We start from the raw sequence: 23,443 nt of genomic DNA, 5'->3' as shown, positions 1-23,443 counted from the left end.
CCTTACGTAAAAAATTATTTTTTATTGGTAATAGCGAGTTGAATAATGGATAATACCGCAACGATGGCCACTAAAGCCCAAGATATAGTCGCTGAGTATCCAAAATTAGAAGTGTACACAAAAGAATGATTATAGATAAGTTGTGCTGCTGTAAGAGTCTCGTTAGATGGGCCGCCACCTGTAAGATTAACCACTTCATCGAATAATTGTATGGTACCAATTGTTGAAGTGATTATTGTAAATACAATAACGGGTTTAAGCTGTGGAATAACCACACGGAAAAACTTTTGAAAGGCATTAGCTCCATCTATTTCAGCTGCTTCTAAAGTATCTGTGGACATATTTTGAAGTCCTGCAAGGTAAAAGACCATATTGTATCCCGTCCATCGCCAACATAAAGCAATAATAATCGTAACTTTTGCCCAGAATTGGCTATTCAACCAATCAATTGGAGATTGAACCAATCCAATAGTAAGCAAGAAATCATTAACTACGCCGCTAACTTGAAACATCATTTTAAATAAAACGGCATAAGATACTAATGAGGTAACACAAGGTAAAAAAATAGCTAGTCTAAAAAAGGTTTTGCCTTTTAAGTTAGGCGAATTCAGTAAGAAAGCTAACAGCAGTCCCAATATCAACATGATAGGAACTTGAAAAATCAAATAAGTAAAATTGTTCATGAGTGCTTTTCTAAAAACATCATCTTGGAACATACGAAGATAGTTACCAAATCCAGTAAAAACTGAGTTTAAACCTCTCATATTATGAAAGGATATATAGATGGAGTAAAAGATCGGATAAAGCAAAAATATTGAGCTGAAGATAACAGCAAACGATATAAATTTCCAAAGATCCGATTTTTTTGATGTATGTTTTAATTTCATAATAGTTCACCCCCATATAGTAAAGAATAAAAAATGCGGCCAGCAGGAATAAACTACTAACCGCAATCCACTAAGAATATTATTCTCCTATTTGCATAGTGTAGTATTCTTCAGCTTGTTCAAGTATTTCATCTAAAGTAAGTTTGTCATCAAAGTAATCTTGTAAAACAGATCTCAAAGCTTCATAAGCAACACTGGTATTTACTCCATAATCTACCCCAGGAATTTCTTCGGCCCAGCTTGAAAAGTCTTTATAGATCTGTGCGTCATTGAAGTAGGGATCTTGTATTGATAAGCTTCGCCTGTTTGAGATGGAATATAGGTTCCTACAGCACCATTTTCTACTAGAATATCTTGATAAAATTCATCATTTCCTGCAAATTCAGTTTTGAGGAATTCTATTGCCAGATCTTTGTTCGGAGAATCCTCTAAAACAAACCAGCTTGATCCGCCTAAATTAGAATAAGGAGTCGCATTTTCCACTGTTTCCAATAGTGGAAGGTTTGTATAAGCCCATTTACCAGCTTGATCTTCAGCTGACTTTATCGTAGCAGAGTACCAGACAGCTGAATTGACCGCAGCTATTTCCCCGCTTGTTACAGCTCCAATTCCTTCCGGAGCGAAGTAATCAACTGGTTTAGTTAAATCATTTTTTTCAATTTCTTTTAGGATTTCGGCCATTTCTCGTACAACTGGATTATCTTTTAAGAAGATTTCTCCATCTTCATCAAAGTACCAGACACCAGCAGATTGCATAGCCATTTGAATGTAATGTGTTCCTCTATTAGGAATAAAAGCTACAAACCATTTTCCTGTTTTTTCTTTAACATCTTTCCCAATGTCAACAAATTTAGACCAAGTTAAATTTTGCATATCCTCTTCAGTGTAGCCCGCTTCAGCTAAATAATCTGTACGATAATAAAGACCAGCAGAGCCTGAATCAAAAGGAACAGCATAAATACCCTCATTATGGGTTACGGCTTCAACTTTATAAGGAGCAAATTGAGCAAAATCAATCTCTTCAGATAATTCGGAAAAACTTTCCTTCATAGTTGATCAAGAAATTTTGAGCAGCATAATCTTCGACTAAAACAATGTCTGGCAATCCTTCAGAAACACCTGAAGTAAATCCAGAGACAAGTTTTTGAATAGTATCTTCATTTGACATTTCAACTACATCAACTTTAAAATCTTCATGACCATCTTCTGTATAATATTCTCCAGCACGTTCCATAATAGGAATATTGAAATTTTTATCTCAAGCCCAGACAGTTATAGTAGACTCATCTGAACTTGCAAATTGATCTGGATCACTCCCAGACTCAGAAGAACCAGAACAAGCTGCTAGCAAAGAAAGTGTTGCTGTACCATAAATCAAACCCAACCATTTTCTTTTCATTAGTAATCCCCCCAATAAGATTAATTAACCTCAAGTATAAATATTGGTATTCTTTACTCACAAAAATCATACGAATAAATAATGAATACGCTTTCATTTTAAACTGATAAATGCATAACCATAAATTGATTATTACACAGGAAGTTATAGAAGTAAAATGAAAAGCTGTGGATAAGAATAACCCATAATATGGCGAAATATAGGTCAAAATAAAAATCTGAAATAGTGCATGTAAAGGCAAAAAACTACCTCCACCTTAAATAGGCGAGATAGCTAAATTATGATCGTTTTAGTCGAAACGTTTGCGTTTAGGAGAGCTGGGAATAAAAAGAGCTTCTCGATATTTTGTAACAGTTCTTCTAGATATTTCGATACCGCCTTTTTTTAAGAGATCCACAAGTTTTTGATCTGATAAAGGTTTTTTAGTATCTTCATTTTGAATAATTAACTGTATTTTTTTCTTTATTTGGTTAGAAGAAATTGATCCTTCTCCTTCTTCAGATGAAGTGACTAAAGCATTTGTAAAGAAGTGCTTCAATTCAAATATACCAAATTCAGTCGTAAGGTATTTTCCGTTAACAGCACGACTTACTGTAGATTCATGGATATCCAGTTCATCAGCAATCTTCTTAAGAGTCAACGATTGGATCGGATGATCTTCGGATAAAAAGAATTCCTTTTGAGCATTGACAATAGCAATGCCTATTCTAAGAATAGATTCTTCTCGATGCATCAAACTTTTTTTTAGCCATTCATATTCGGATTGCTTGTCATGAATAAATGTTGAAACTTCCTTATCTTTAATTGCAGTTAGCTCCTCATAGTATTCTTTTTGAAACACGATAACTGGAAGACCGGATTTAACAGACCGTACTACTATTTGACCTTCATCATCTATTTTAACCGATAGATCTGGTCGAATGTATTGAGTAGGAGTACTCGAAAAGATAGCTCCAGGGTGTGGCGTAAGAGTCTTGACGAAATCTGAAACTTCTTGAACATCACTTAATGAGATAGCATAACGCTTTGCGATGTGCTCCCACTTGCGGTTTGCAAAAGCCTCAAATTCTTCTTCCAAAATCAGATAAGCTAGATTAGGGGCTTGATTGTTTCGTTCGGTTTGAAGCATTAAGCATTCTTGCAAATTTCTGGCACCGACACCTGCTGGTTCTAATTGCTGTAAAAGGGTCAAGGCATCTAATAACTGAAACGGTTCTGCTTGGGTTAGCTTAATAGCCTCATCTAGTGAAAGAGTTAAGTAACCGTTATTATCAATATATTGAGCCAACCAAATAACTAAGTCACGTAAAGCTGTATCTCTAAAGGATAAATGGATTTGCTCTAATAGAGCAGCGTAAAGAGAAGTAGTAGATGAGGTCGCTAATGTGTCCCATATGGAACCAGTAGTAGTTTGGTTTAAGTGTGACTGATTACTATTGTATTTTTGAGTTGACGTTCCTTGTGATTTTGTTGTTGATTTTACAGAAATAGAGATAAAAGGGTTCTCTAAGGATTTCTGTTTTAAAAAATCAACTAGGTCTTTACGATTGTATTGCAGCATTTGAATCGACTGTTGTAACTGAGGAGTCATGGTCAATTGCTGTTGCTGCTTTTGTAATTGAGTAAAATTTTGTTCGAAATTCAAAACGTTTTCACCTCTAGTATCAATATGTTCTGATAGGTTCATCATAGCATATTGCACTATAAATGAGAACGTTAGCTAAAAGAAAGAAGCAGTATGGCTAGAAATAGTGTAAAAAAGTGTTCACAACTAGCTTTATAGTAGCATACAGTCAAACAAATGATTATAATCGGAAGTGAAAGTAGGTGATCCATTATGAAGCTTTATATTAAAGAAAAAAGATTTTCATTACGAGACCAATTACTTGTACAAGATGAACAGAAAGAAGTCCTTTATACCGTTAAGAGTGAACGAATAGCGATTGGAAATAAAGTGCACATTTATAATCAGTCTAAAGAAAAAGTCCTATCCATTGAAGAGAAAAAAATAGGCTTTTCACCTAAATATATGATTTACCAACAAGACGAAAAAGTTGGTGCAGTAAAAAAAGAAACTAATTTAATTGCTTCTGATTACGTTATTGAGAAAATTGATTGGAAGATTAAAGGAAATGTCGAAAAAGAAGATTATGAAATAAAAAAAGGATTTAGCAAAATAGCTTCTTTTAAAAAGAAAAGATTTTCTTATGGAGACTCTTATGTTTTAGATATTGAAGAAAAAAAGGATGCCCAAATGGTACTAGCAATCATTATTGCTGTTTGGTGTTTGCAACTAGATGAAAAAAACGATGGATAAACAAATTTTTTTGCAAGAGCTATCGTTTGAGTAACCATTTTGGACTCAGTACAATAAAGATAGCATGAAGTCTATGAAGATGAAGGGAAGGAAAGAAAATGAACAGATATGTTGTAGGAAGCTATACATCACCACAAGAAGCAATAGAAGCCGTTAGGAAATTACAAGAAGAAGGCTATCGAAAGGAAGCTATCACATTAGTGTCCAGTACGGAATCTAAAAATTCAATTTCCACTACTACAGATGTAGAAGTGAGTACAGATGAAGCTGTTACAAATCAAAAAACTAATGCAAAAAGAAGCGATGATCGTTCTGCTTGGGAAAAAATCAAAGGTATTTTTTCTACAGAAGATCATGATGGAAAAGTTTCTACTAGCTCTGATGATGATCCACTGTATTCTTACCAAAAGGACCTTGCAAATGGAAATATTATCGTTATGATAAATGAAGAAAAAAAAGACCGTAATGAAAATGAGTCACACGAAAAGGGAAAGACAACTACTCCTTTGGATCCAGACCCTATGTTTGGAGCAGATCCAGGAATAACTGTAGAATCTTCATCAAATCCAGATGAACCTACAAATACCTCGAATTTGGAGTCTTTAGATCAAAAGCAACGGGCAACGGATGAAACTATCCAATTAAAAGAAGAACAATTAGATGTAACGAAACAAGAAGTTCAAACGGGTGAGGTTCAAGCTAAAAAACGTGTGATAGAAGAAACAAAGACAATAGAAGTTCCAGTTCGTCATGAAGAAATCGTCATTGAACAGCATAACCTTGATGGGACAAACGATTCAAATGGTATAGAGAAAGAAAAAGAAATCGTTATACCTATTTCTGAAGAACAAATTGAGGTAACGAAACGGCCAACAGTAAAAGAAGAAGTATCGATTCATAAACAAAGCGTAGAAGATACAAAGCAAGTTAAAGGAACAGTAAAAAAAGAAAAATTGAATGTGGAAACAGAGGGTCATGCACATATAAATGAAATCAATGATTCCAATCAATAAATTAATTGGAATAACGGAACAAAAAAAGAGGCAGGAACACAGTTCCTAGCCTCTTTTTAACAGGTAATTGTTTATGCTTATTATTTCTTAGGAGTAGTTGTGTCATCAATATGGTACTCTTCTACATGAATTTCTTTAGCAGTAGAGGTATCACTGATAGGATCTACTTGTTGTGTAGTTGTAACTGTTTCATTTTGTTGAGCCGTTTGATTGTTTTCTAAACCAGCTAAACGAGTATTAAGACTTTGAATTTCAGCCTCTTTCTTTTGCAATTCGAGTTGTGCTTCTGATTCTTTTTTGACTCTATTAACTGCATCGTCCCTAGACGTTTCAGCATTTTTTAATTCTTCATTCTTGTTCTTGATCACTTGTCTATTACGTGCCCCTTTAGACATTGCAAACAATGCAGCTATCAGCATTCCAATTAATAAGAAGCCAACGAAAAGTAACCATAAAGGGAGTTCTAATGAAGTGAAATAAAGATTAAAAGTAGCCATATCCATATTTAAAAATGCTACTATCCCTACCAATACCAATAATATAATCGCTATTATTATCATAATTTTCATTCTCCTTCCTAATAATGAATCTTGATTGAATAAATACTTTTGAAGATTTAAATAAGTAGATACACTGTAAGCTAAGACAACTGACAAAAATACTGAGAGAGTAACGATTGCCTAAAGAAATAGAGTGAATTTACAAATGAAACTAAAAAAGATTGATTAATCTATAAACCAATTATAAACGTTGAAAGGTAAATAATGAAATAATAGGGCTTTAAACCAAAAAAAGTCTATGAACTTGTTTACTTAACCGCTCATAGGCTTTTTACTTTACTTATTGATTAAATAAAATGAATTGATTCTTGGTATCAGATCGTTTGTTTTTTAGTATTGAATAAAAAAAGTAACAGAATTCCAATGAAGTAATTAATGGAAGTAACTAACATAAAAAAACTTTAAAACTAGTGACAATGACGACTAACCTCATAAGTATATAAGATAAAAGCCAATCCTCTTAATCAACTCACATACAATTTCTAAAAAAATAAACCAACTACCCAAAGTTTAGTATTTGTTTCGCTGTCAGCTTTGATTACACTAAGTTGAATAATGACATATAAGATGACTAAAAAGGGTGAAAATAATATAAAAATTTAAATGATAGATTTTTCTTTATTAGTGTATAAGCTAGAAATAACAAAATAAATACCGGCTATACCTAAAATAATAATGTAACCACTAATTAATCCAGCAGCGAGATAACCACCTAATGTTAACCCTAAAGCAGCTAAAAGCTGAGAACCTTGGAAAGAAAGAGAAGCAAAACTTAAATAAGAAGCTTGTTTGTCTTCGGGTATCAAACTAACTTGACGGGCATTTAGAATAGGAGCAGAAGCCAATTCTCCAATGGTTGCTATAATTGCTAATGGAATCAAGAAGTAAATACTATTGGCAGAAGCCATTAAGCCATACCCGGTCACATAAACCATTAATCCAACGAGTACAACAGTGCGTTCGTTTTTCTTCTCCGTTAATCTTGAAACAATGAATGTAAAACAAACAACCATAATAGTATTGATCACTTGTAAAATACTAAGCATCCTCACACCGTCAATAGGTACAGAAAATAATGTGATGGGCTTAAATTCTTTTGATAAGCGAATTCCAGTATAGTTTTGTAATGAAAATTCTGCAGCGCTATAAAGAGCGATCCCTAAAATTAAAATAACCCACCGTTTATCTTTAGCAGCAATATAATAATTGGTAAACAGATCATGAAAAATTGTTTTTCCCTTTGTGCTGGAAACATTATTTTTATAATTAAGGTTTCTTTGCAGAAAAGCAGACATTAGGAATTGTAAAAGAGCTGCTCCTAAAAATAAGTAGACTAAGTAATGTTTAAATAAGAATCCACCAATTGAAGCGCCTAAAGCCATTGATAAATTGAATGTCCAATACTGTAGCTGATATACTTTTTTACGTTCATTTGGAACAGTAGAGTCAAGCAATACCGCATCAAAAGCTGAATAATACAAATTATAAGTGATACCACAAATAAGATAACCTGAAATCAGCCAAAAATTTTGTGGCAGAATATCCGCAAAATTTAGTGCGACAATAAATAAAGATATTCCATATAAGTTTTGAAAGATCAATAAGATTTTTTTTCGCTGAAAGTTATCTGCTAAGTAGCCGCCAATGATTCCAGCCAAAAATGAGGAAACTACATTTATCATAACTAAGACTCCGATTGTTTCCTTACTAAATATGCCTGCTAAATAGATAATCAAGTAAGGAATTGTACAAGCATAAACTAAACTACTAAAAAAAGAAGTGACTAACGTTGTTTGAATATTTTTTGAAAAAGATGATAGCATAATAATCTCCTTATAAATAAAGAAACAGGTTATGATTTTTTTAATCCGTATCCTTATCTCGTTTTTTATAAAGCAGTAAGAAATAAGGACACAGAACCTATTTTTCGAACAACTTAATAAAATTAGCGTAGCATAATTATAAGAATAAGAAAATAAAAAAATTAGAAAAAACTAATTTAATTTAATGAAAAAAGACCTGAGATAATTCTCTCAGGTCTTTTAGTAGTTTATAAAAGATTATTTACGGACATCTTCAACAGCGTCCAATTTTTTCACGTCTTCTGGAGAAATAGTGAAATCTAATTGACTATTTTCAACGATTCGTTCTTCATGTGTTGATTTAGGAAGTGGCAATGTTTCACGCTCTAAACAATAACGGATACATAATTGTGCAGGAGTCACACCATATTTTTCTGCCATTTCTTTAATTTTTGGGCTGTTCAATGTTTGACCAGTTGCTAGCGGTGAATAAGCTTCTACTACAATGTTGTGTTCTTTACAAAAAGCAAGAAGGTCCTCTTGATCATGTCCAACGTAGAACGGAATTTGATTAGCCATAGGTACAATGTCACAAGCATCGATAAGAGCTTGAATATCTGACACAGAAAAATTAGAAACTCCGATAGTGCGAATCTTTCCATCATTGTATAATTTTTCTATTGCTTTCCAAGATTGAATATTTTCTTCAGTGTAGTCAGCACCTTTTTCATCCCAAGGCCATGGAGCATGAATAAGATAAAGGTCTAAGTAATCCACACCTAAGTTTGTAATAGTGGTATTAAAAGCCTCTAAAGTTTCATCGTAACCTTTAATTTGAGCGGGTAATTTACTAGTGATAAAGATTTCTTCACGTGGTAAATCAAAGTCTTTGATAGCTTTTCCAACATTTTCTTCATTTTGGTAAGCTAATGCTGTATCAATATGAGTATAGCCATTTTTAAGAGCCATTGTTACGGCATCGTAAGCTTCCTCATTTGGGATTTGCCAAGTACCAAAACCGATATTTGGGATCTCAACACCATTGTGAAATACAAAAGAATTTTCTTTCATCATAAATCATTTCCTCCTCATTTTTAAAGATGTTACTTTCTTATTGTATGCTTTTTTTCAAACTAAGTAAAATATTATTGCATACGTTTTCTCTGTTTTCTATATCTCAGAAAAATTTTGAGCTTGAAGCAGGTATCTTAAGTAATGGATAACCTGCTATCCGAAAAGCTTCTGCTAATTTGGAATCTGTTACAACATAGATATCTTCGTGAATAACAGAATAAAATACACATCTATCATTCAACAAAAAAAATACATCAATCGTCTGTTCTTGATTTATATTAATGAGAGAACGAGATTTTTTTAATAAAGTATAACTTGACTGATTGTAAGCATAAAAATCGACTCTAGCTTTTTTGCTATTGATCGTTCCAGGCCATTTTTTCATCCAATCAGTTTCAAGATAAAAATTCATTAATGCCGTTCTTATTTCCATATCGTTCTTATTTTCTACTGAAGGATAGTAAACTATGGCAATTTTATCAGAATAGTCTTTTAAAATTTTGAGTATAAGTAAATAATCTTTTTTAAAAATAGGATTCGAAATTCGGTAAAACATACTAGTTAAAACCTCCTTTCTTGTCATAATATTTTAGATGAAAGTACCAAGTTAGGTTAAGAGTGATTTAAAGTTTCAATTAATCATAAATACATAAACTTTTTAGGGAGAGACAATATAGATAAACATACACTGCGGAAAACGTTTGGTTATCACATTACAAGAAAATCAAAGAAGTAGCTATACTGGTGGAAATATTAGGCTACAGCAACGAGAAGATTACGGAACGTTGTATTGTGATTAATGAAGTCGAAATCAGTAAATCCCTATTTAACTTTAGCTTAGACACTTCATCTATATTTTCTCTAGCCACATATAGGTTCTCATTTTAGATTATGACAGGTAATAGACTTAGTTGTTTCTTTTGGCAAGTAGTTTACTATTTCTTTTTATTTATACGATTATGAATATCGGAAAATATGGAAAATACACCATACAAAAAAATGAAAAAAACGACTAGAAATAAAATATAATTCAATATCTGCAAAATCTCCTTTATAATTTATATTATTGAACTTTTTTTCATAAACCCGTTGCAGGAATGTATTAGCCTTCTTTAACAGTTAGAACAGTTTCTTGAGTATAACATTGTCGTATGAGCACTTCCTACAGGGTTGTACTTAGTTGAGTTATCCATCGGTGTTACGTTTAAAGAAGAAGGTTTAGACATATTAACACTCTATTTTTATACAAGATCAATACTTAGTTATTTACTTTCCATCCAACGGCTCTATATGAATAATGATAAGTGTGTACTGTAACTTTTTTGAGAGCTCCTGTATTTTGATTTACTTTTATATTAAAGATATAAATTAACACATAACACTGATAATCATTTCCTATTTAATAGAATAATAACTTCCAGCCCCCCCTTAATTTGTTACGTTCATTATCTCTAACTTCACTTGAAAAGTAATGCACCTATTGGTTTACGTAGTAGCAACCACTGGTTGCTACTACGTAAACCGCTGCGTTCTTTTAGTTTTAGTAAATTAAATAGATAATAGGATTATGAATTAGTCCGTGTGAAGATTAGCTATCGGAGATATCATAATGAAAAACAACTAAAAAAGTTATTATCTCCAGCTGAAATCAGATTCAGAAGACTAATGAATATAATTAATCCTGTTCATTTAATAATTGATAAGCTTTATAAACTAATGAATAGAGGGGTTTTTTTGAGAAATTATATAGCTACTACTTTTTTATCAATACTTATTTTAGGTAAATTGATGGGTATACTTAATATTTTATTGGGTAGATATACCTCTACTTTCTTAAGCTATTTTACTATAGCGCCTATTGACTCATACCAAATTAACGATTTAGCTAAAGAAAAACAGACTACATTTAAACTTTTAGCTGTTTTGAGTGGAATTATAGACATCTTTATTTCTCTACTTTTGATTCTAATTCTATCAAAAGTAGAAACAGAAGTGATACTACTTTTAGGAGTTCTTCTCTATGCAAACACCACTCTTTTTTCCAAATATATGGAAAAGTATTTACAACTCAACTATTAAAATAACTTTATTTCTTTAAGTCATTTTAATTGAATATGATGAAGACGATCCAGTTAGTGTAGGATATTAAAAAATATTAAAACAGTAAGCACTGCAAGCATTAATATCTAAGCTGGAAACTTATAGCTGAAAATATTTGCAACTAAATACAAAATGAAGCAACTATATAAATTAGAGGTGAAATTATGATTAATAAATATAAAGAATTTACAGAAAAGCACCCATATGCGAATGTCATACTACTAATGGTATTTACTAGTTTTATTGGTATTTCAATAGAGTGGATAATAAATAAAGACTTCATTGGTGCAGGATTATATACCGCTATAGCACTTACTTTAATTGAACTTTTAAGAGTCAGAAAAAAAATAGTTAGGAGGCAGCACATGGGCAAAAAGTATGTACTAAAAGGATTATCTTTGCTTTTATTTATTCCATTAACAATCAACTATTTTTTTAAAACTCCATTCACATCAGATATATCCTTAATTTCACTTATTGTTGTGCTCGGGGTTACATGGATGACATATGAAGAGATTAGATTATTTTTAGACCACTCAGATAGCAGGAGTAGGAGTCAAATGATTATAGACCGTACTTTTTTGTTGATCCTGATTTCTACGTCGATAGATATAGTGGTTTCATTTTTTGTTAACTAAAATACCGAAAAAAATTAAAGGAAAAGAAGGAAATAAAGTGTCAGTTAACCATAAGGAGTATATTAGAATGCATTCTCTATATAGAAAATGATTTAGTCATTGGAGGAGTTTCAGATTGGGCTCAAAAAGAAGAATACATATCATTGGTTCTGTAGGTAGTGGAAAAACAACTTTAGCAAAGAAACTCTCAAAGGAACTGAGCATCCCATATTACGAGATAGACAATATCATTTTCGAAAGGCATTCAACGGGAGATACTAGGAGATCAGATAAAGAGATAGTTAAGAGGTTAGAAGCAATCGTTAAAAGTGATGCATGGATTCTAGAAGGAACCAGTACAAAAAAATGGATAATTAAAAGTTTTGAAATTGCAGATTGTATTATCTTTCTAGATACACCTTATCTCATCAGATTGAAACGTATTTTATTTAGATATGTTAAGCAACTATTAAAGATAGAAAAAGCAAATTATAAACCAACTTTTTCAATGCTTATAAATATGTTTAAATGGAATCACAAATTTAACAAGGTAAATAAAATTGAATTTTATAAATTAACCCAAGAATATAAAAATAAAGTGAGAACATATCCGTCTAAATTAAATAAATAAAAAGTGGTTGTTTATATTGTTATACTTGCCACTTGGTCAATAGGCAAGTATTATAGAAAAGGTTGGCTTCCTACTGACTGTTTGTAGTATGAGAGATATCCGGATTATTTATTTAAAAATCATTAAGAATTCATACGAAGAGTATCAAAAGGAATATATTTGCGTCATAATATTAAAAGCAGCATATGTAAAATAATAATCACTTTTTTTAAGTGAGTGGAGGTAAATTTAGTTATTATGAAAAAAAACGAAGGTATTATTGATTGGTTTTTCCGTTTTGTGAAAGGAATGTTCATTGGTTCAGGTGCTATCTTGCCAGGTGTAAGTGGTGGGGCTTTAGCTGCTGTATTTGGAATTTATGAAAGTATGATCGCATTTCTGTCAAATATCCGCAAAGATTTTCTTAAAAATGTAAACTATTTTATTCCGGTAGGGATTGGTGGTTTGTTTGGTATATTTGTACTGGCATATCCTATTGATTATTTTTTAAAAAATAATGAGGTTCAGGTATTATGGTGTTTTATCGGCTGTATCTTGGGAACCTTGCCTGCTTTATATAAAGAAGCTGGAAAAAATGGACGCAAACCTTATCACCTTGTTATCACAGTAGTTGTTGCGATTCTTGCATTTATCGGTTTACTGTATGCGAAATTTAATATGAATGTAGTAGTTGAACAATCTACATTATCATGGGTAATGGCTGGTGGTATTTTTGCATTAGGTTTTATTGTTCCTGGGTTAAGCCCATCTAATTTTTTGATGTATATGCATTTGTATGAACCTATGACAGAAGGAATAAAAGATCTGAACTTTTCTATTTTGATCCCTGTCGCAATTGGTGCAATTTTATGTGTTCTGTTACTGTCTAAATTGGTAAGCAAATTAATGGAGATCGCCTATGCAGTGATTTTTCACTTTATTTTAGGTGTTGTAATAGCTTCAACGGTTATTATAGCTCCGATGCCGGAACAGTACAGTGGCATGTCTGCGGGAGGAATAGCAGTAACAGTTGTATTATTCTTTGTTGGTTTGTCTGTAGGATTGCTGATGGAAAAATTGGAAAATAATTATAAACCGGCTGAGATAAATAGCTAGAAACTTTTAATTATTTTTAATTTTGGTTCAAGTAATCTAAAAAAAGTATTGATGAGTATGCTCATCAATACTTTTTTTAATACAACTATCTTTTTATTTTAGTGCCTATTCCTTTTTGTAATAGAACAGCACCTAGCGCTCCAACCATTCCTTGAAGTAAATTTCCAGGAATTGAAACAGCTGCTCCAGCTATGCCATACATAAAGCTTTCAGCAATAAAATAACCCAAAGCCATGAAAATACCAGCTGGAATAGCTGCTAGAAAGGGTTTGTTATAGCCAGTTTTTTGAAAAATCCAGCCGCAAATATAGCCTTGCAGCCCTTTTACTACGAATGTGATAGGAGCATAGTAAGCATAACCGATAATAATATCAGCAAGAGCACTTCCTAATCCCCCAACAAAAAATCCAGCTTTTTTCCCTAAAAAGAGTGCTGCGAACAATAAGACCATATCCCCAAGGTTAATGTAACCATGAAGGGATGGAATACGAACAAGGATAGTCATTACGATGGTCAAAGCCATCAGTAAAGCAAATGTTACAATTTCTTTTGTACTAATTTTCCGCATTATCCTCATCCTTTACATATATAGATAAAGTAATCTTATCCTTTTTTAATGCTAATGTCATGATTTTTTTCAAATTCAAAAAAGAATTAGAAAAGAACAGATTCTATCATGCGAATTATGCTAGACTAGATGTAATTAAGAAACAGGTAGAAGAGGAGAAAAAGATGAAGCAACCCAGAATTTTAGTTATTCAAGATATTTCAGCAAGTTGCCGTATTTCAATGAATGTGGCGGTCCCAATTTTAAGTTGTTTAGAGAACTGGGTCAGTATCTTGCCTACAGCATTACTGTCAACTCATACCGGTAAAGGTTTTGAAGAGTATACCTTTTTAGATTTAAGTACTGAGATCCCAGCAATATTAAATCATTGGCGCTCTTTAGGAATAAAATTTGACGGAATAGTTATTGGTTACTTAGGCTCCGTAGAACAAATAAAATTGATGGAAAGCATTATTACTCAATTTACAACTGAAGAAGCGTTGATTGTGCTAGATCCTGTGATGGGTGATCATGGGAAATTATATCCTGGTTACACTTCTGAGCATGTTGAAGCGATGCGTGAACTTTGTCAATTTGCAGATGTTTTGATTCCAAATGTAACCGAAGCTTGTTTGCTAACAGAAACAAGCTATCCTGAAAAGCCCCATACCAAAGAAAAAGTTGAGCCAATTATTAGGAAATTAACTAATAAAAATAAGAAAAGTATCGTTTTATCGGGTGTATCTGGAAATGAAAAACAAGTAGGTGCGGCTTTTGTTACCAAAGAAATTTCCATAGTTCATTATACTTTTTCAGAAGTTTATCCGGGTCATTTTGATGGGGTTGGAGATTTGTTTACAAGCGTAGTAGCAGGTTTTCTATTTCAAGAGCATAGCTTGAAAAGGGCTAATGAAGTAGCAGTAAATTACATTTCAAGAGTTGTCAAACGGACTATTGAAGAACAAATTGATCCCTTGTACGGCATTGCTTTTGAAAAAGACTTGATGTATTTAATGAAAGAATTGAAAAAAGAAGCTTCCTATTAGAACAAACATTAAAAGTTGTAGATTCTGATTTTTTTCTAGATTAACGATTAATGATTGCTGAATAACTAAAGCATTAAAATTAAGTTGTAAACCAGACAAATCATTAGGTTTTCTTTATTATTTCTATTATACTTCTTATTAGTAAGAAGAAGTGCATTGAAAAATAACTTAAATAGTGAGTGTATGGAGGAAAATAAAAAATGAGAGCTGTTATTATCGAAGAATATGGTGGAAAAGAAAAATTAAAAGAAGCAGAAGTTCCGATGCCTAAACCGAGTGCTCATCAAGTCGTTGTAAAAGAAAAAGCAACTTCAATCAATCCTATCGATTGGAAATTACGCGAAGGGTATTTACAAAAAATGATGCCTTGGGAATTTCCAATTATTTTGGGATGGGACGTTGCTGGAGATATTGTCGAAGTCGGCAGTGAAGTAACTGACTGGAAAGTTGGAGATAGAGTATTTGCGCGTCCAGATACAACGCGTTTTGGAACATATGCTGAATATACTGCAGTTGACGACAAATTGTTGGCATATATTCCTGAAAATGTATCCTATGAACAAGCAGCTGCTGTCCCTTTAGCCGGATTGACTGCTTGGCAAGCACTTTTTGATTACGGTAAACTTATTGAGGGCGAAAAAGTTTTGATACACGCAGGTTCAGGCGGAGTAGGAACTTATGCTATTCAATTAGCTAAAAGTAGAGGGGCTTATGTTATCTCAACAGCAAGTGAAAAAAATCGTGAGCTGTTGTTGAGCTTAGGAGTAGATCAATTTATTGACTATAAAAACGAAGACTTTACAGAGATTTTGAGTGATGTGGACGTTATTTTTGATACTATGGGCGGAGAAGTTTTAGAAAATAGTTTTAAAGTAATCAAACCGCATACTGGACGAATCATTTCCGTCGTTGGAAACGTAGATAAAGAATTAGTTGAAAAAGTTGATGTCACATTCAATAACATTTGGTTAGAACCAAATGGAAAACAATTGACGGAGTTAGCTCAATTAATGGAACAAGGAAAAGTGAAATCGATTATTGGAGAAACTTATCCATTAACTGAAAAAGGAATTTACGATGCCCATGCAATGAGCGAAACACATCATGCAGTTGGAAAAATCGTGATCAAAGTAGAAGATTAAGTTTTTAATAACTGGTTATTAAGTATAAAAATAGACTAAAGCAAAGGATGCGATAAAATTCCTTTGCTTTTTATTGTAGAAAAATATATGTTGTGTTAAATATGAACAAAATATGGCTAAATATGCAAAACCGGTGTTTCTTAAATTAAAAACAATATGTATCCGCTTTCAGAAATAGAACTGTAATATACCAAGGAACTTTGTTAAGAAAATTACATCAATTATTAGTAGGATATATGCTATACTAGCACCTGTGAGAAAATAAAAGGGTATAAAAAACCACGGAGGGTATGAATTGAAAAAGAAATTAATGACTGGGATAATTGCTACACTGTTATTTGCAAGTCCCATTGTAATGCCTACTGTGACAGAAGCAGCTAGCGTACAAGAACTTGAAGATCAAAAAGCTGAATTAGAAAATAAATCAAGTGAATTAAACTCAAAAATCCAATCGCAAGAAGAAACATTAAATAACTTAGAATCTGAAAAAGTAAATCTTGAATCAGAAGTAGAAAAATTACAAACGGATATCGATGCAGTTGTTTTAGATTTAAAAGCACAAGAACAAAAATTAGCTGACTCAAAAGCTAAAATTGAAAAATTAAAAGCTGAAATTGAAAAACTCAAAGAGTTGATTGCTAGACGTGAAGAAAAATTAGAACACCAAGCAAGAAGTGTTCAAACAGACGGTAGTACTTCAAATATGGTTGATCTAGTATTATCTGCAGATAGTCTATCTGATTTAATTGGACGCGTTGGCGTAGTAAATCAATTGGTTTCAGCAAATAAAGAAATCGTGACTCAACAAGAAAATGATAAAAAAGAAGTAGAAAAAAATGAAGAAGCAGCTCAAGAAGAAAAAGTAGCTGTTGAAACATTGAAAGCTGAGATTGAAGTAAATAAGAGTAACTTAGTTGCTCAAAAAGCTGAATTGGATGATAAAATTGTTCAAGTAGCAACTAAATACGATATGACAGAGTCTGAAAAGAATGAATTTGTTAAAGCGCAAGCAGTTGTTGCTACTAAAACAAGTGTTTTATCAAGTGAATTACAAGAAGAGCGTCAACGTATTATAGCTGAAGAAGAAAAAGCGCAAGCAGCTGCTAAACAAGCAGAAGCTGAGGCAAAAGCTAAAGCTGAAGAAGCAGAAGCCGCAGAAACTAAACAAACAACAAGTTCTTCAAATTCTTCAAGTCAATCAAATAATAGTGCTCAAGCAAGCACTCCGTCATCTTCAAATAGTTCAGGTTTCATTCACCCAAGTGGTGGTTATCAAACTTCTTCCTATGGATACCGTATTCACCCGATTACTGGTGTAAATAAATTACATGGCGGTATTGATTTTGGCGGCGGCGGTCCTATTGTAGCTGCACAAAGTGGAACAGTTGTTTTCTCTGGTTACGACAGTTCTTGGGGATATTATGTAAAAATAGACCACGGAAATGGACTGCAAACCTTATATGCACACATGGTAGCTGGAAGTTTATTAGTAACATCCGGACAACAAGTGTCACAAGGGCAACAAATCGGTACAATGGGTACAACTGGTTCTTCTACAGGAGTTCATTTACACTTTGAAGTCTATGTAAATGGTTCTCGTGTTGATCCAGCAAACTATCTATAAGAAGAAAGTTTTCAGAATAGTGGTATGCAAATTAAAAATTTGAAAACAGATAGCTTAAGTCCTCTCTTTCAAAGAGAGGACTTTTTTAGTAGAATGAATATGCAATAGATGAAATGGGCGGAGGATTAAAAATGGAACTAATTTTATCCACAAAAAATGAACGTGTAAAGAATTGGAAAAAACTACAATCAAAAAAAGGTCGACAAAAGGCAGGAACCTATTTGATTGAAGGATTCCATTTAATAGATGAAGCAATAAAGAATGATGCAGTGATTTTAGAGATGATGGTAAGTGAAGAAATAGCTTTTGAAAATATCCCTACTTTTGATGAAGAAAAACAAGTAGAGATCTCAGCAGAGATTGCAAAATCCTTAAGTGAGACGGAAACGTCACAAGGTATTTTTGCAATTGTTCAAAAAAAAGAGTTAGTAGAGAAGCCCAGTTTAAACAAACCTTTTTTATTACTTGATAACGTCCAAGACCCAGGCAATGTTGGAACAATGGTTCGTACTGCAGATGCTGCTGGTTTTGGTGGAGTTGTCCTAGGCAAGGGTTCAGTTGATTTATACAATAGTAAAGTCCTTCGTTCTATGCAAGGCAGTCACTTTCATTTGCCTATTTATCAAGGGGATTTAAATGAATGGTTTGATTTGTTTTTTCAGCATGGGCATCCTGTGTATGGTACCGAGTTAAATGAAGAAGCCGTTTCTTATCGAGAGATAGAACCGCTGTCTGTTTATGGGTTGGTTATGGGAAATGAAGGAAATGGAATGTCAGCTGAATTATTGAAACGAACAACTAAAAATCTTTATATTCCAATAGTAGGAAAAGCCGAGTCTTTAAATGTGGCAGTAGCTGCTGGAGTCGTCATGTTTGCATTAACAAAAGAATAATTAAATTTCAAATTATTACAAAACTATGTCTAAAATTTGAAGATTACTAACATTTCCTTAAATTTAGAGTGATTCGCTTTTAAAATCTATCTATCCGATGTATGATAGGAAAAAGTTAAAAAAGCTTGATAACTATCAATGAAAAGGAAGTCGTTTGATGACCCAGCCAAAATGGAAGCAAGATTTAGAATACATTGCGCTTATTGAGGATCTTTTAGAATTTGAAGAAGTAAAAAAGCTTGAAAATTATACGCAGCACCATTTTACTACAAGACTAGATCACTCAATTAGTGTATCTTATATCAGTTATTGCATTGCTAAAAAGCATGGTCTAGATGCTAGAGCGACTGCTCGTGCAGGGCTGCTTCATGATTTGTTTTATTATGATTGGAGAACAACAAAATTTGATGAAGGATCTCATGCCTATGTTCATCCGCGTATGGCTTGTGAAAATGCAAAGAAATTAACAGAATTAAGTGAATTAGAATGCGATATTATTATTAAACATATGTGGTTAGCTACAGTAGCTTTACCTAAGTATAAAGAAAGTTATGTTGTAACCTTTGTTGATAAATATTGTGCGATTAAAGAAGTGACTATTCCTTTAACTGGAAAAGTTCGGACATCTATAAAAAGTGCTTGGGCTCGTTTAAGACCAGCACCAGCACAGTAAGTCAAACTAAAAGTATAATTTGAAGTGTAAAGCATATAGTATTATTCTATTAATAGAAGAAATTAAAAGACTAAGCCGAATACATGGCTTAGTCTTTTTTGACTTCTGTAAGAAGATTTTCTAAAATGTGGGTTCTTATTTCAATCAGTTCAGGAAATTGGTAGAAAAAATTTTGTTTTTCTTGAGCAACTGTTGTATTTTCTTGCCTAGTAGATAGGATAAAAAAAGTCCAAGATTCAGCAATATCTTCTTCAGGATGTACAACAGCATAAGTAGTCAAGAAATCATCTGGATGTTGCAGATAAAATTCTTTTTGAGCTTCTACATTATTTTGAACATCAAGATGTTGCCATTCTTTGTAATAGTCTAACCAAAATTCTTGGTAATAAAGGTTCATATAAGAATCAGGAATACTCTCGCCATAGAAAGAAGAATAAGTAGACTCTGTTTCACTAGATGTACTCCAGTCATAATTGATTACCATTTGATCATTTCCTAAAGTAAGGAGATGCCCATATTCATGGATCAAAGTATAATAGAAATTCTTTTTATCGGTACTATCTGCAAAATCTACACCAAGTTGCCAAGTATCGGCAGCATAATCTAAAGGCTCAACATAACCTAGTAAGTTACTAGTTCCGTCTGAAAAAATGGAGAAAGACTTAACATTGGATCTTAGTTCTGATGGAATAATAGTAGTAAAAGAGTCCCATAGTTCATTATGTTGTAAAGTATCCTTGGCATAATCCTGTTGTTTTGTATTAGAATAATTGATGCTTTCGTCTGAAAGAGCTCCATCAGTAACTTTATAAGTAACAATAGTAGATTCTTTTATCAGGGCGCTTCTATTTTGTTCTATACTTGCACCGGCTTTTGTTAGTGAACCAGATGAGAAATCTAAAGGATCGCCAATAAGGTCTGTTACTTTAGTAAGATAACTATCTCCTTTTTCGATAACTACTTCACTGCTAGTTTCGGAAATTGGAAGGTCACTGTCATCGGGAAGAGTTATTGCATCATAAGACAAATAGCCTAATAAAAGAAAACAGTTAGTAAAGATCCAAAAAAACAATCGTTGCATCTAATGTTCACCTCCTAGAAAACCTATTATTTATATCATAAGTCTAGTAAATACACCTAAAATTGTAAAGTGAAATCACCTTAAATAATAGATGGAAACCTTATTGAGAAAACATTAAAAAAATGCTTGGAAAAGTAATAAAAACAATACAAAAAATTTTCAAAAAAAAGATTGTAGAAGCATAACTCACAGTATATAATAATTCTTGCCGCATAAATTGAACGGAAAAAATAAGCCTTCCTAAGTCAATGATACAGAGGATGCAAACGGTTCAATACATGCTGTAAACTAACCGGAATTTTAGATAGGATTGGAGGAAGCTTAAATGATAGAGGTAACTTTTACCAAACAAAAAGCATTTATTAGAGAAGCAAGTATTGCAGACTTGCCAGAAATGGTTGAGATTTATAATAAGGCAATCATCATTGGAGGCGTCACTTGTGATATCGATGTATTCACAGTAGAAGAAAGAAAATCATGGTTTGAATCCCATCAAACAGAAAAGTACCCACTGTTCGTTTATGAAGTAGATGGAAAGGTTGCCGGATATAGTCATTTAAGTGGATATCGAGTGGGCAGAAGAGCGGTAGAACAAGTAACTGAAATTAGTTACTATGTAAATAGTGATTATCGTAAACGTGGAATTGGATCAAAATTGGTTGATCATACACTACAGCAAGCAAAAAAGATTGGCTATCAAAATGTTATGGCAATGATTGTAGAAGGGAATGGAGCTAGTGAGCACCTTCTTGGTAAATTCGGATTTGAACAATGGGGTAGAATGCAAAAAATAGCAGATTTTAATGGTGTTTTACATGATCACTTATACTATGGGTTAAAAATAAATTAACTAAATGACTTAAAAGGATGAGGAAATCAGCTCATCCTTTTTTTGAATAAATATTCTTTCTCTCCGGATAATAATCATTGAAATAAGTGGAGGGGTTCGTGTTTAACAAAATAAAAGACTAAATTTAGCATGAATATATTATTGTTGTCTGTCTTTTGAAAAAAGTTATCTTTTTTATCAAAAAATTATTGACGATAAGTTAAATCCCTGTTATATTAATACATGTCGCTGAGACAGGTTGAAACAAACCGACACAGCGAAAAAGAAAATTTGAAAAGTTGTTGACAAGTGATATCGAACATGATATTATTAGTAAGTTGTCACAAACGAAACATTCAACTTTAGACCTTTGAAAACTAAACAAAGTAAGACGAACCAAATGTGAGGGTGACTCAGCAGTGCTGAGTCAACAGTAACAAATATAGTGAATAATTATTCGCTAGCAATCAATAATGAGCTTCAAGCATCATTTTATATGAGAGTTTGATCCTGGCTCAGGACGAACGCTGGCGGCATGCCTAATACATGCAAGTCGAACGCTTTTGTTTCACCGGGTGCTTGCACCCACCGAGACAAAAGAGTGGCGGACGGGTGAGTAACACGTGGGTAACCTGCCCATAAGAGGGGGATAACATCCGGAAACGGATGCTAATACCGCATATTTCCAATTGTCTCCTGACAGATGGAAAAAAGGTGGCTTCGGCTACCGCTTATGGATGGACCCGCGGCGTATTAGCTAGTTGGTGAGGTAATGGCTCACCAAGGCGATGATACGTAGCCGACCTGAGAGGGTGATCGGCCACACTGGGACTGAGACACGGCCCAGACTCCTACGGGAGGCAGCAGTAGGGAATCTTCCGCAATGGACGAAAGTCTGACGGAGCAATGCCGCGTGAGTGAAGAAGGTTTTCGGATCGTAAAACTCTGTTGTTAGAGAAGAACAAGGATGAGAGTAACTGCTCATCCCCTGACGGTATCTAACCAGAAAGCCACGGCTAACTACGTGCCAGCAGCCGCGGTAATACGTAGGTGGCAAGCGTTGTCCGGATTTATTGGGCGTAAAGCGAGCGCAGGCGGTTCTTTAAGTCTGATGTGAAAGCCCCCGGCTCAACCGGGGAGGGTCATTGGAAACTGGAGAACTTGAGTGCAGAAGAGGAGAGTGGAATTCCACGTGTAGCGGTGAAATGCGTAGATATGTGGAGGAACACCAGTGGCGAAGGCGACTCTCTGGTCTGTAACTGACGCTGAGGCTCGAAAGCGTGGGGAGCAAACAGGATTAGATACCCTGGTAGTCCACGCCGTAAACGATGAGTGCTAAGTGTTGGAGGGTTTCCGCCCTTCAGTGCTGCAGCTAACGCATTAAGCACTCCGCCTGGGGAGTACGACCGCAAGGTTGAAACTCAAAGGAATTGACGGGGACCCGCACAAGCGGTGGAGCATGTGGTTTAATTCGAAGCAACGCGAAGAACCTTACCAGGTCTTGACATCCTTTGACCACTCTAGAGATAGAGCTTTCCCTTCGGGGACAAAGTGACAGGTGGTGCATGGTTGTCGTCAGCTCGTGTCGTGAGATGTTGGGTTAAGTCCCGCAACGAGCGCAACCCCTATTATTAGTTGCCAGCATTCAGTTGGGCACTCTAGTGAGACTGCCGGTGATAAACCGGAGGAAGGTGGGGATGACGTCAAATCATCATGCCCCTTATGACCTGGGCTACACACGTGCTACAATGGATGGTACAACGAGTCGCAAGGTCGCGAGGCCAAGCTAATCTCTTAAAGCCATTCTCAGTTCGGATTGCAGGCTGCAACTCGCCTGCATGAAGCCGGAATCGCTAGTAATCGCGGATCAGCACGCCGCGGTGAATACGTTCCCGGGTCTTGTACACACCGCCCGTCACACCACGAGAGTTTGTAACACCCGAAGTCGGTGAGGTAACCCTTTTGGGAGCCAGCCGCCTAAGGTGGGACAGATAATTGGGGTGAAGTCGTAACAAGGTAGCCGTATCGGAAGGTGCGGCTGGATCACCTCCTTTCTAAGGAATATAACGGAAACCCACACATTCGTACTTACTTTGTTTAGTTTTGAGAGGTC

23 protein-coding genes and 1 rRNA gene are annotated in these 23,443 nt (G+C 34.1%); 13 read left to right on the top strand and 11 right to left on the bottom strand.

Annotated features, from left to right (window positions below; genetic code table 11):
- Positions 1-14: 14 nt before the first annotated feature.
- From NST49_RS00125 to rpoN, 5 genes are all read right to left on the bottom strand, one after another.
- Complete coding sequence (locus NST49_RS00125) at positions 15-887, bottom strand: carbohydrate ABC transporter permease (RefSeq protein ID WP_341046385.1); 873 nt, start codon at positions 885-887, stop codon at positions 15-17.
- Positions 888-1,100: 213 nt separating this feature from the next.
- Positions 1,101-1,937: an ABC transporter substrate-binding protein gene (locus NST49_RS00120; protein ID WP_341046383.1), complete on the bottom strand. Its 837-nt coding sequence runs from the start codon at positions 1,935-1,937 to the stop codon at positions 1,101-1,103.
- Positions 1,909-2,121 carry a hypothetical protein gene (locus NST49_RS00115; RefSeq protein WP_236620732.1) on the bottom strand — a complete coding sequence of 71 codons (213 nt, stop codon included), beginning with the start codon at positions 2,119-2,121 and terminating at the stop codon, positions 1,909-1,911. Before NST49_RS00115 ends, NST49_RS00120 begins: the two co-directional genes overlap by 29 nt.
- Positions 2,122-2,145: 24 nt before the next feature.
- Positions 2,146-2,286, bottom strand: coding sequence for a hypothetical protein (locus NST49_RS00110; RefSeq protein ID WP_236620733.1), 141 nt, complete (start codon positions 2,284-2,286; stop codon positions 2,146-2,148).
- 289 nt (positions 2,287-2,575) lie between these two features.
- The gene (gene rpoN, locus NST49_RS00105; protein WP_034538828.1) at positions 2,576-3,931 is read right to left on the bottom strand and encodes an RNA polymerase factor sigma-54; all 1,356 of its coding nucleotides are present in this window, start codon (positions 3,929-3,931) and stop codon (positions 2,576-2,578) included.
- Between the two features lie 192 nt (positions 3,932-4,123).
- Here rpoN and NST49_RS00100 point away from each other — a divergent pair, with 192 nt between their 5' ends.
- Together NST49_RS00100 and NST49_RS00095 are read left to right on the top strand one after the other, a co-directional pair.
- Positions 4,124-4,603: an LURP-one-related/scramblase family protein gene (locus tag NST49_RS00100; RefSeq protein WP_023177068.1), complete on the top strand. Its 480-nt coding sequence runs from the start codon at positions 4,124-4,126 to the stop codon at positions 4,601-4,603.
- A 98-nt stretch (positions 4,604-4,701) separates the two neighbouring features.
- Positions 4,702-5,616: a YsnF/AvaK domain-containing protein gene (locus NST49_RS00095; protein ID WP_341046376.1), complete on the top strand. Its 915-nt coding sequence runs from the start codon at positions 4,702-4,704 to the stop codon at positions 5,614-5,616.
- Between the two features lie 80 nt (positions 5,617-5,696).
- Here NST49_RS00095 and NST49_RS00090 read toward each other — a convergent pair whose 3' ends face one another.
- From NST49_RS00090 to NST49_RS00075, 4 genes are all read right to left on the bottom strand, one after another.
- Positions 5,697-6,176, bottom strand: coding sequence for a LapA family protein (locus NST49_RS00090; RefSeq protein ID WP_043945148.1), 480 nt, complete (start codon positions 6,174-6,176; stop codon positions 5,697-5,699).
- Positions 6,177-6,775: 599 nt separating this feature from the next.
- Positions 6,776-7,999, bottom strand: coding sequence for an MFS transporter (locus NST49_RS00085; RefSeq protein ID WP_251166422.1), 1,224 nt, complete (start codon positions 7,997-7,999; stop codon positions 6,776-6,778).
- A 237-nt stretch (positions 8,000-8,236) separates the two neighbouring features.
- Positions 8,237-9,052, bottom strand: a complete 816-nt coding sequence (locus NST49_RS00080; protein WP_341046373.1) for an aldo/keto reductase — start codon at positions 9,050-9,052, stop codon at positions 8,237-8,239.
- 103 nt (positions 9,053-9,155) lie between these two features.
- On the bottom strand, positions 9,156-9,608 hold the full coding sequence (locus NST49_RS00075) for a hypothetical protein (RefSeq protein WP_341046371.1): 453 nt from the start codon (positions 9,606-9,608) through the stop codon (positions 9,156-9,158).
- Between the two features lie 1,178 nt (positions 9,609-10,786).
- Between NST49_RS00075 and NST49_RS00065 the strand changes: the two genes are divergently transcribed.
- From NST49_RS00065 to NST49_RS00050, 4 genes are all read left to right on the top strand, one after another.
- Positions 10,787-11,131, top strand: coding sequence for a hypothetical protein (locus tag NST49_RS00065; RefSeq protein WP_341046370.1), 345 nt, complete (start codon positions 10,787-10,789; stop codon positions 11,129-11,131).
- 185 nt (positions 11,132-11,316) lie between these two features.
- Positions 11,317-11,790: a hypothetical protein gene (locus NST49_RS00060; RefSeq protein ID WP_341046367.1), complete on the top strand. Its 474-nt coding sequence runs from the start codon at positions 11,317-11,319 to the stop codon at positions 11,788-11,790.
- 115 nt (positions 11,791-11,905) lie between these two features.
- A complete protein-coding gene (locus tag NST49_RS00055; RefSeq protein ID WP_023177079.1) occupies positions 11,906-12,400 on the top strand; it encodes an AAA family ATPase in 495 nt (164 codons plus the stop codon).
- A 237-nt stretch (positions 12,401-12,637) separates the two neighbouring features.
- Positions 12,638-13,495: a DUF368 domain-containing protein gene (locus NST49_RS00050; protein ID WP_023177081.1), complete on the top strand. Its 858-nt coding sequence runs from the start codon at positions 12,638-12,640 to the stop codon at positions 13,493-13,495.
- Between the two features lie 85 nt (positions 13,496-13,580).
- Here NST49_RS00050 and NST49_RS00045 read toward each other — a convergent pair whose 3' ends face one another.
- Complete coding sequence (locus NST49_RS00045) at positions 13,581-14,063, bottom strand: ECF transporter S component (RefSeq protein ID WP_023177083.1); 483 nt, start codon at positions 14,061-14,063, stop codon at positions 13,581-13,583.
- Between the two features lie 164 nt (positions 14,064-14,227).
- Between NST49_RS00045 and NST49_RS00040 the strand changes: the two genes are divergently transcribed.
- From NST49_RS00040 to NST49_RS00020, 5 genes are all read left to right on the top strand, one after another.
- Positions 14,228-15,088, top strand: coding sequence for a pyridoxamine kinase (locus NST49_RS00040; RefSeq protein ID WP_341046363.1), 861 nt, complete (start codon positions 14,228-14,230; stop codon positions 15,086-15,088).
- 200 nt (positions 15,089-15,288) lie between these two features.
- Complete coding sequence (locus NST49_RS00035) at positions 15,289-16,230, top strand: NADP-dependent oxidoreductase (RefSeq protein ID WP_023177086.1); 942 nt, start codon at positions 15,289-15,291, stop codon at positions 16,228-16,230.
- Between the two features lie 295 nt (positions 16,231-16,525).
- A complete protein-coding gene (locus NST49_RS00030; RefSeq protein WP_341046360.1) occupies positions 16,526-17,854 on the top strand; it encodes a murein hydrolase activator EnvC family protein in 1,329 nt (442 codons plus the stop codon).
- A gap of 131 nt (positions 17,855-17,985) precedes the next feature.
- Positions 17,986-18,747, top strand: coding sequence for a TrmH family RNA methyltransferase (locus NST49_RS00025; protein ID WP_023177090.1), 762 nt, complete (start codon positions 17,986-17,988; stop codon positions 18,745-18,747).
- A gap of 157 nt (positions 18,748-18,904) precedes the next feature.
- Positions 18,905-19,420: an HD domain-containing protein gene (locus NST49_RS00020; RefSeq protein ID WP_034538410.1), complete on the top strand. Its 516-nt coding sequence runs from the start codon at positions 18,905-18,907 to the stop codon at positions 19,418-19,420.
- A gap of 88 nt (positions 19,421-19,508) precedes the next feature.
- Here the strand turns inward: NST49_RS00020 and NST49_RS00015 are convergent, their stop codons facing one another.
- A complete protein-coding gene (locus NST49_RS00015) occupies positions 19,509-20,501 on the bottom strand; it encodes a hypothetical protein (protein ID WP_034538411.1) in 993 nt (330 codons plus the stop codon).
- 325 nt (positions 20,502-20,826) lie between these two features.
- Here NST49_RS00015 and NST49_RS00010 point away from each other — a divergent pair, with 325 nt between their 5' ends.
- Complete coding sequence (locus NST49_RS00010; RefSeq protein ID WP_034538412.1) at positions 20,827-21,351, top strand: GNAT family N-acetyltransferase; 525 nt, start codon at positions 20,827-20,829, stop codon at positions 21,349-21,351.
- A gap of 471 nt (positions 21,352-21,822) precedes the next feature.
- Positions 21,823-23,384, top strand: a 16S ribosomal RNA gene (locus tag NST49_RS00005).
- Positions 23,385-23,443 lie beyond the last annotated feature (59 nt).

Source organism: Carnobacterium sp. FSL W8-0810 (assembly GCF_038007125.1).
GTDB lineage: Bacteria > Bacillota > Bacilli > Lactobacillales > Carnobacteriaceae > Carnobacterium_B > Carnobacterium_B inhibens.
This window is presented reverse-complemented; position numbering and strand designations above follow the sequence as displayed.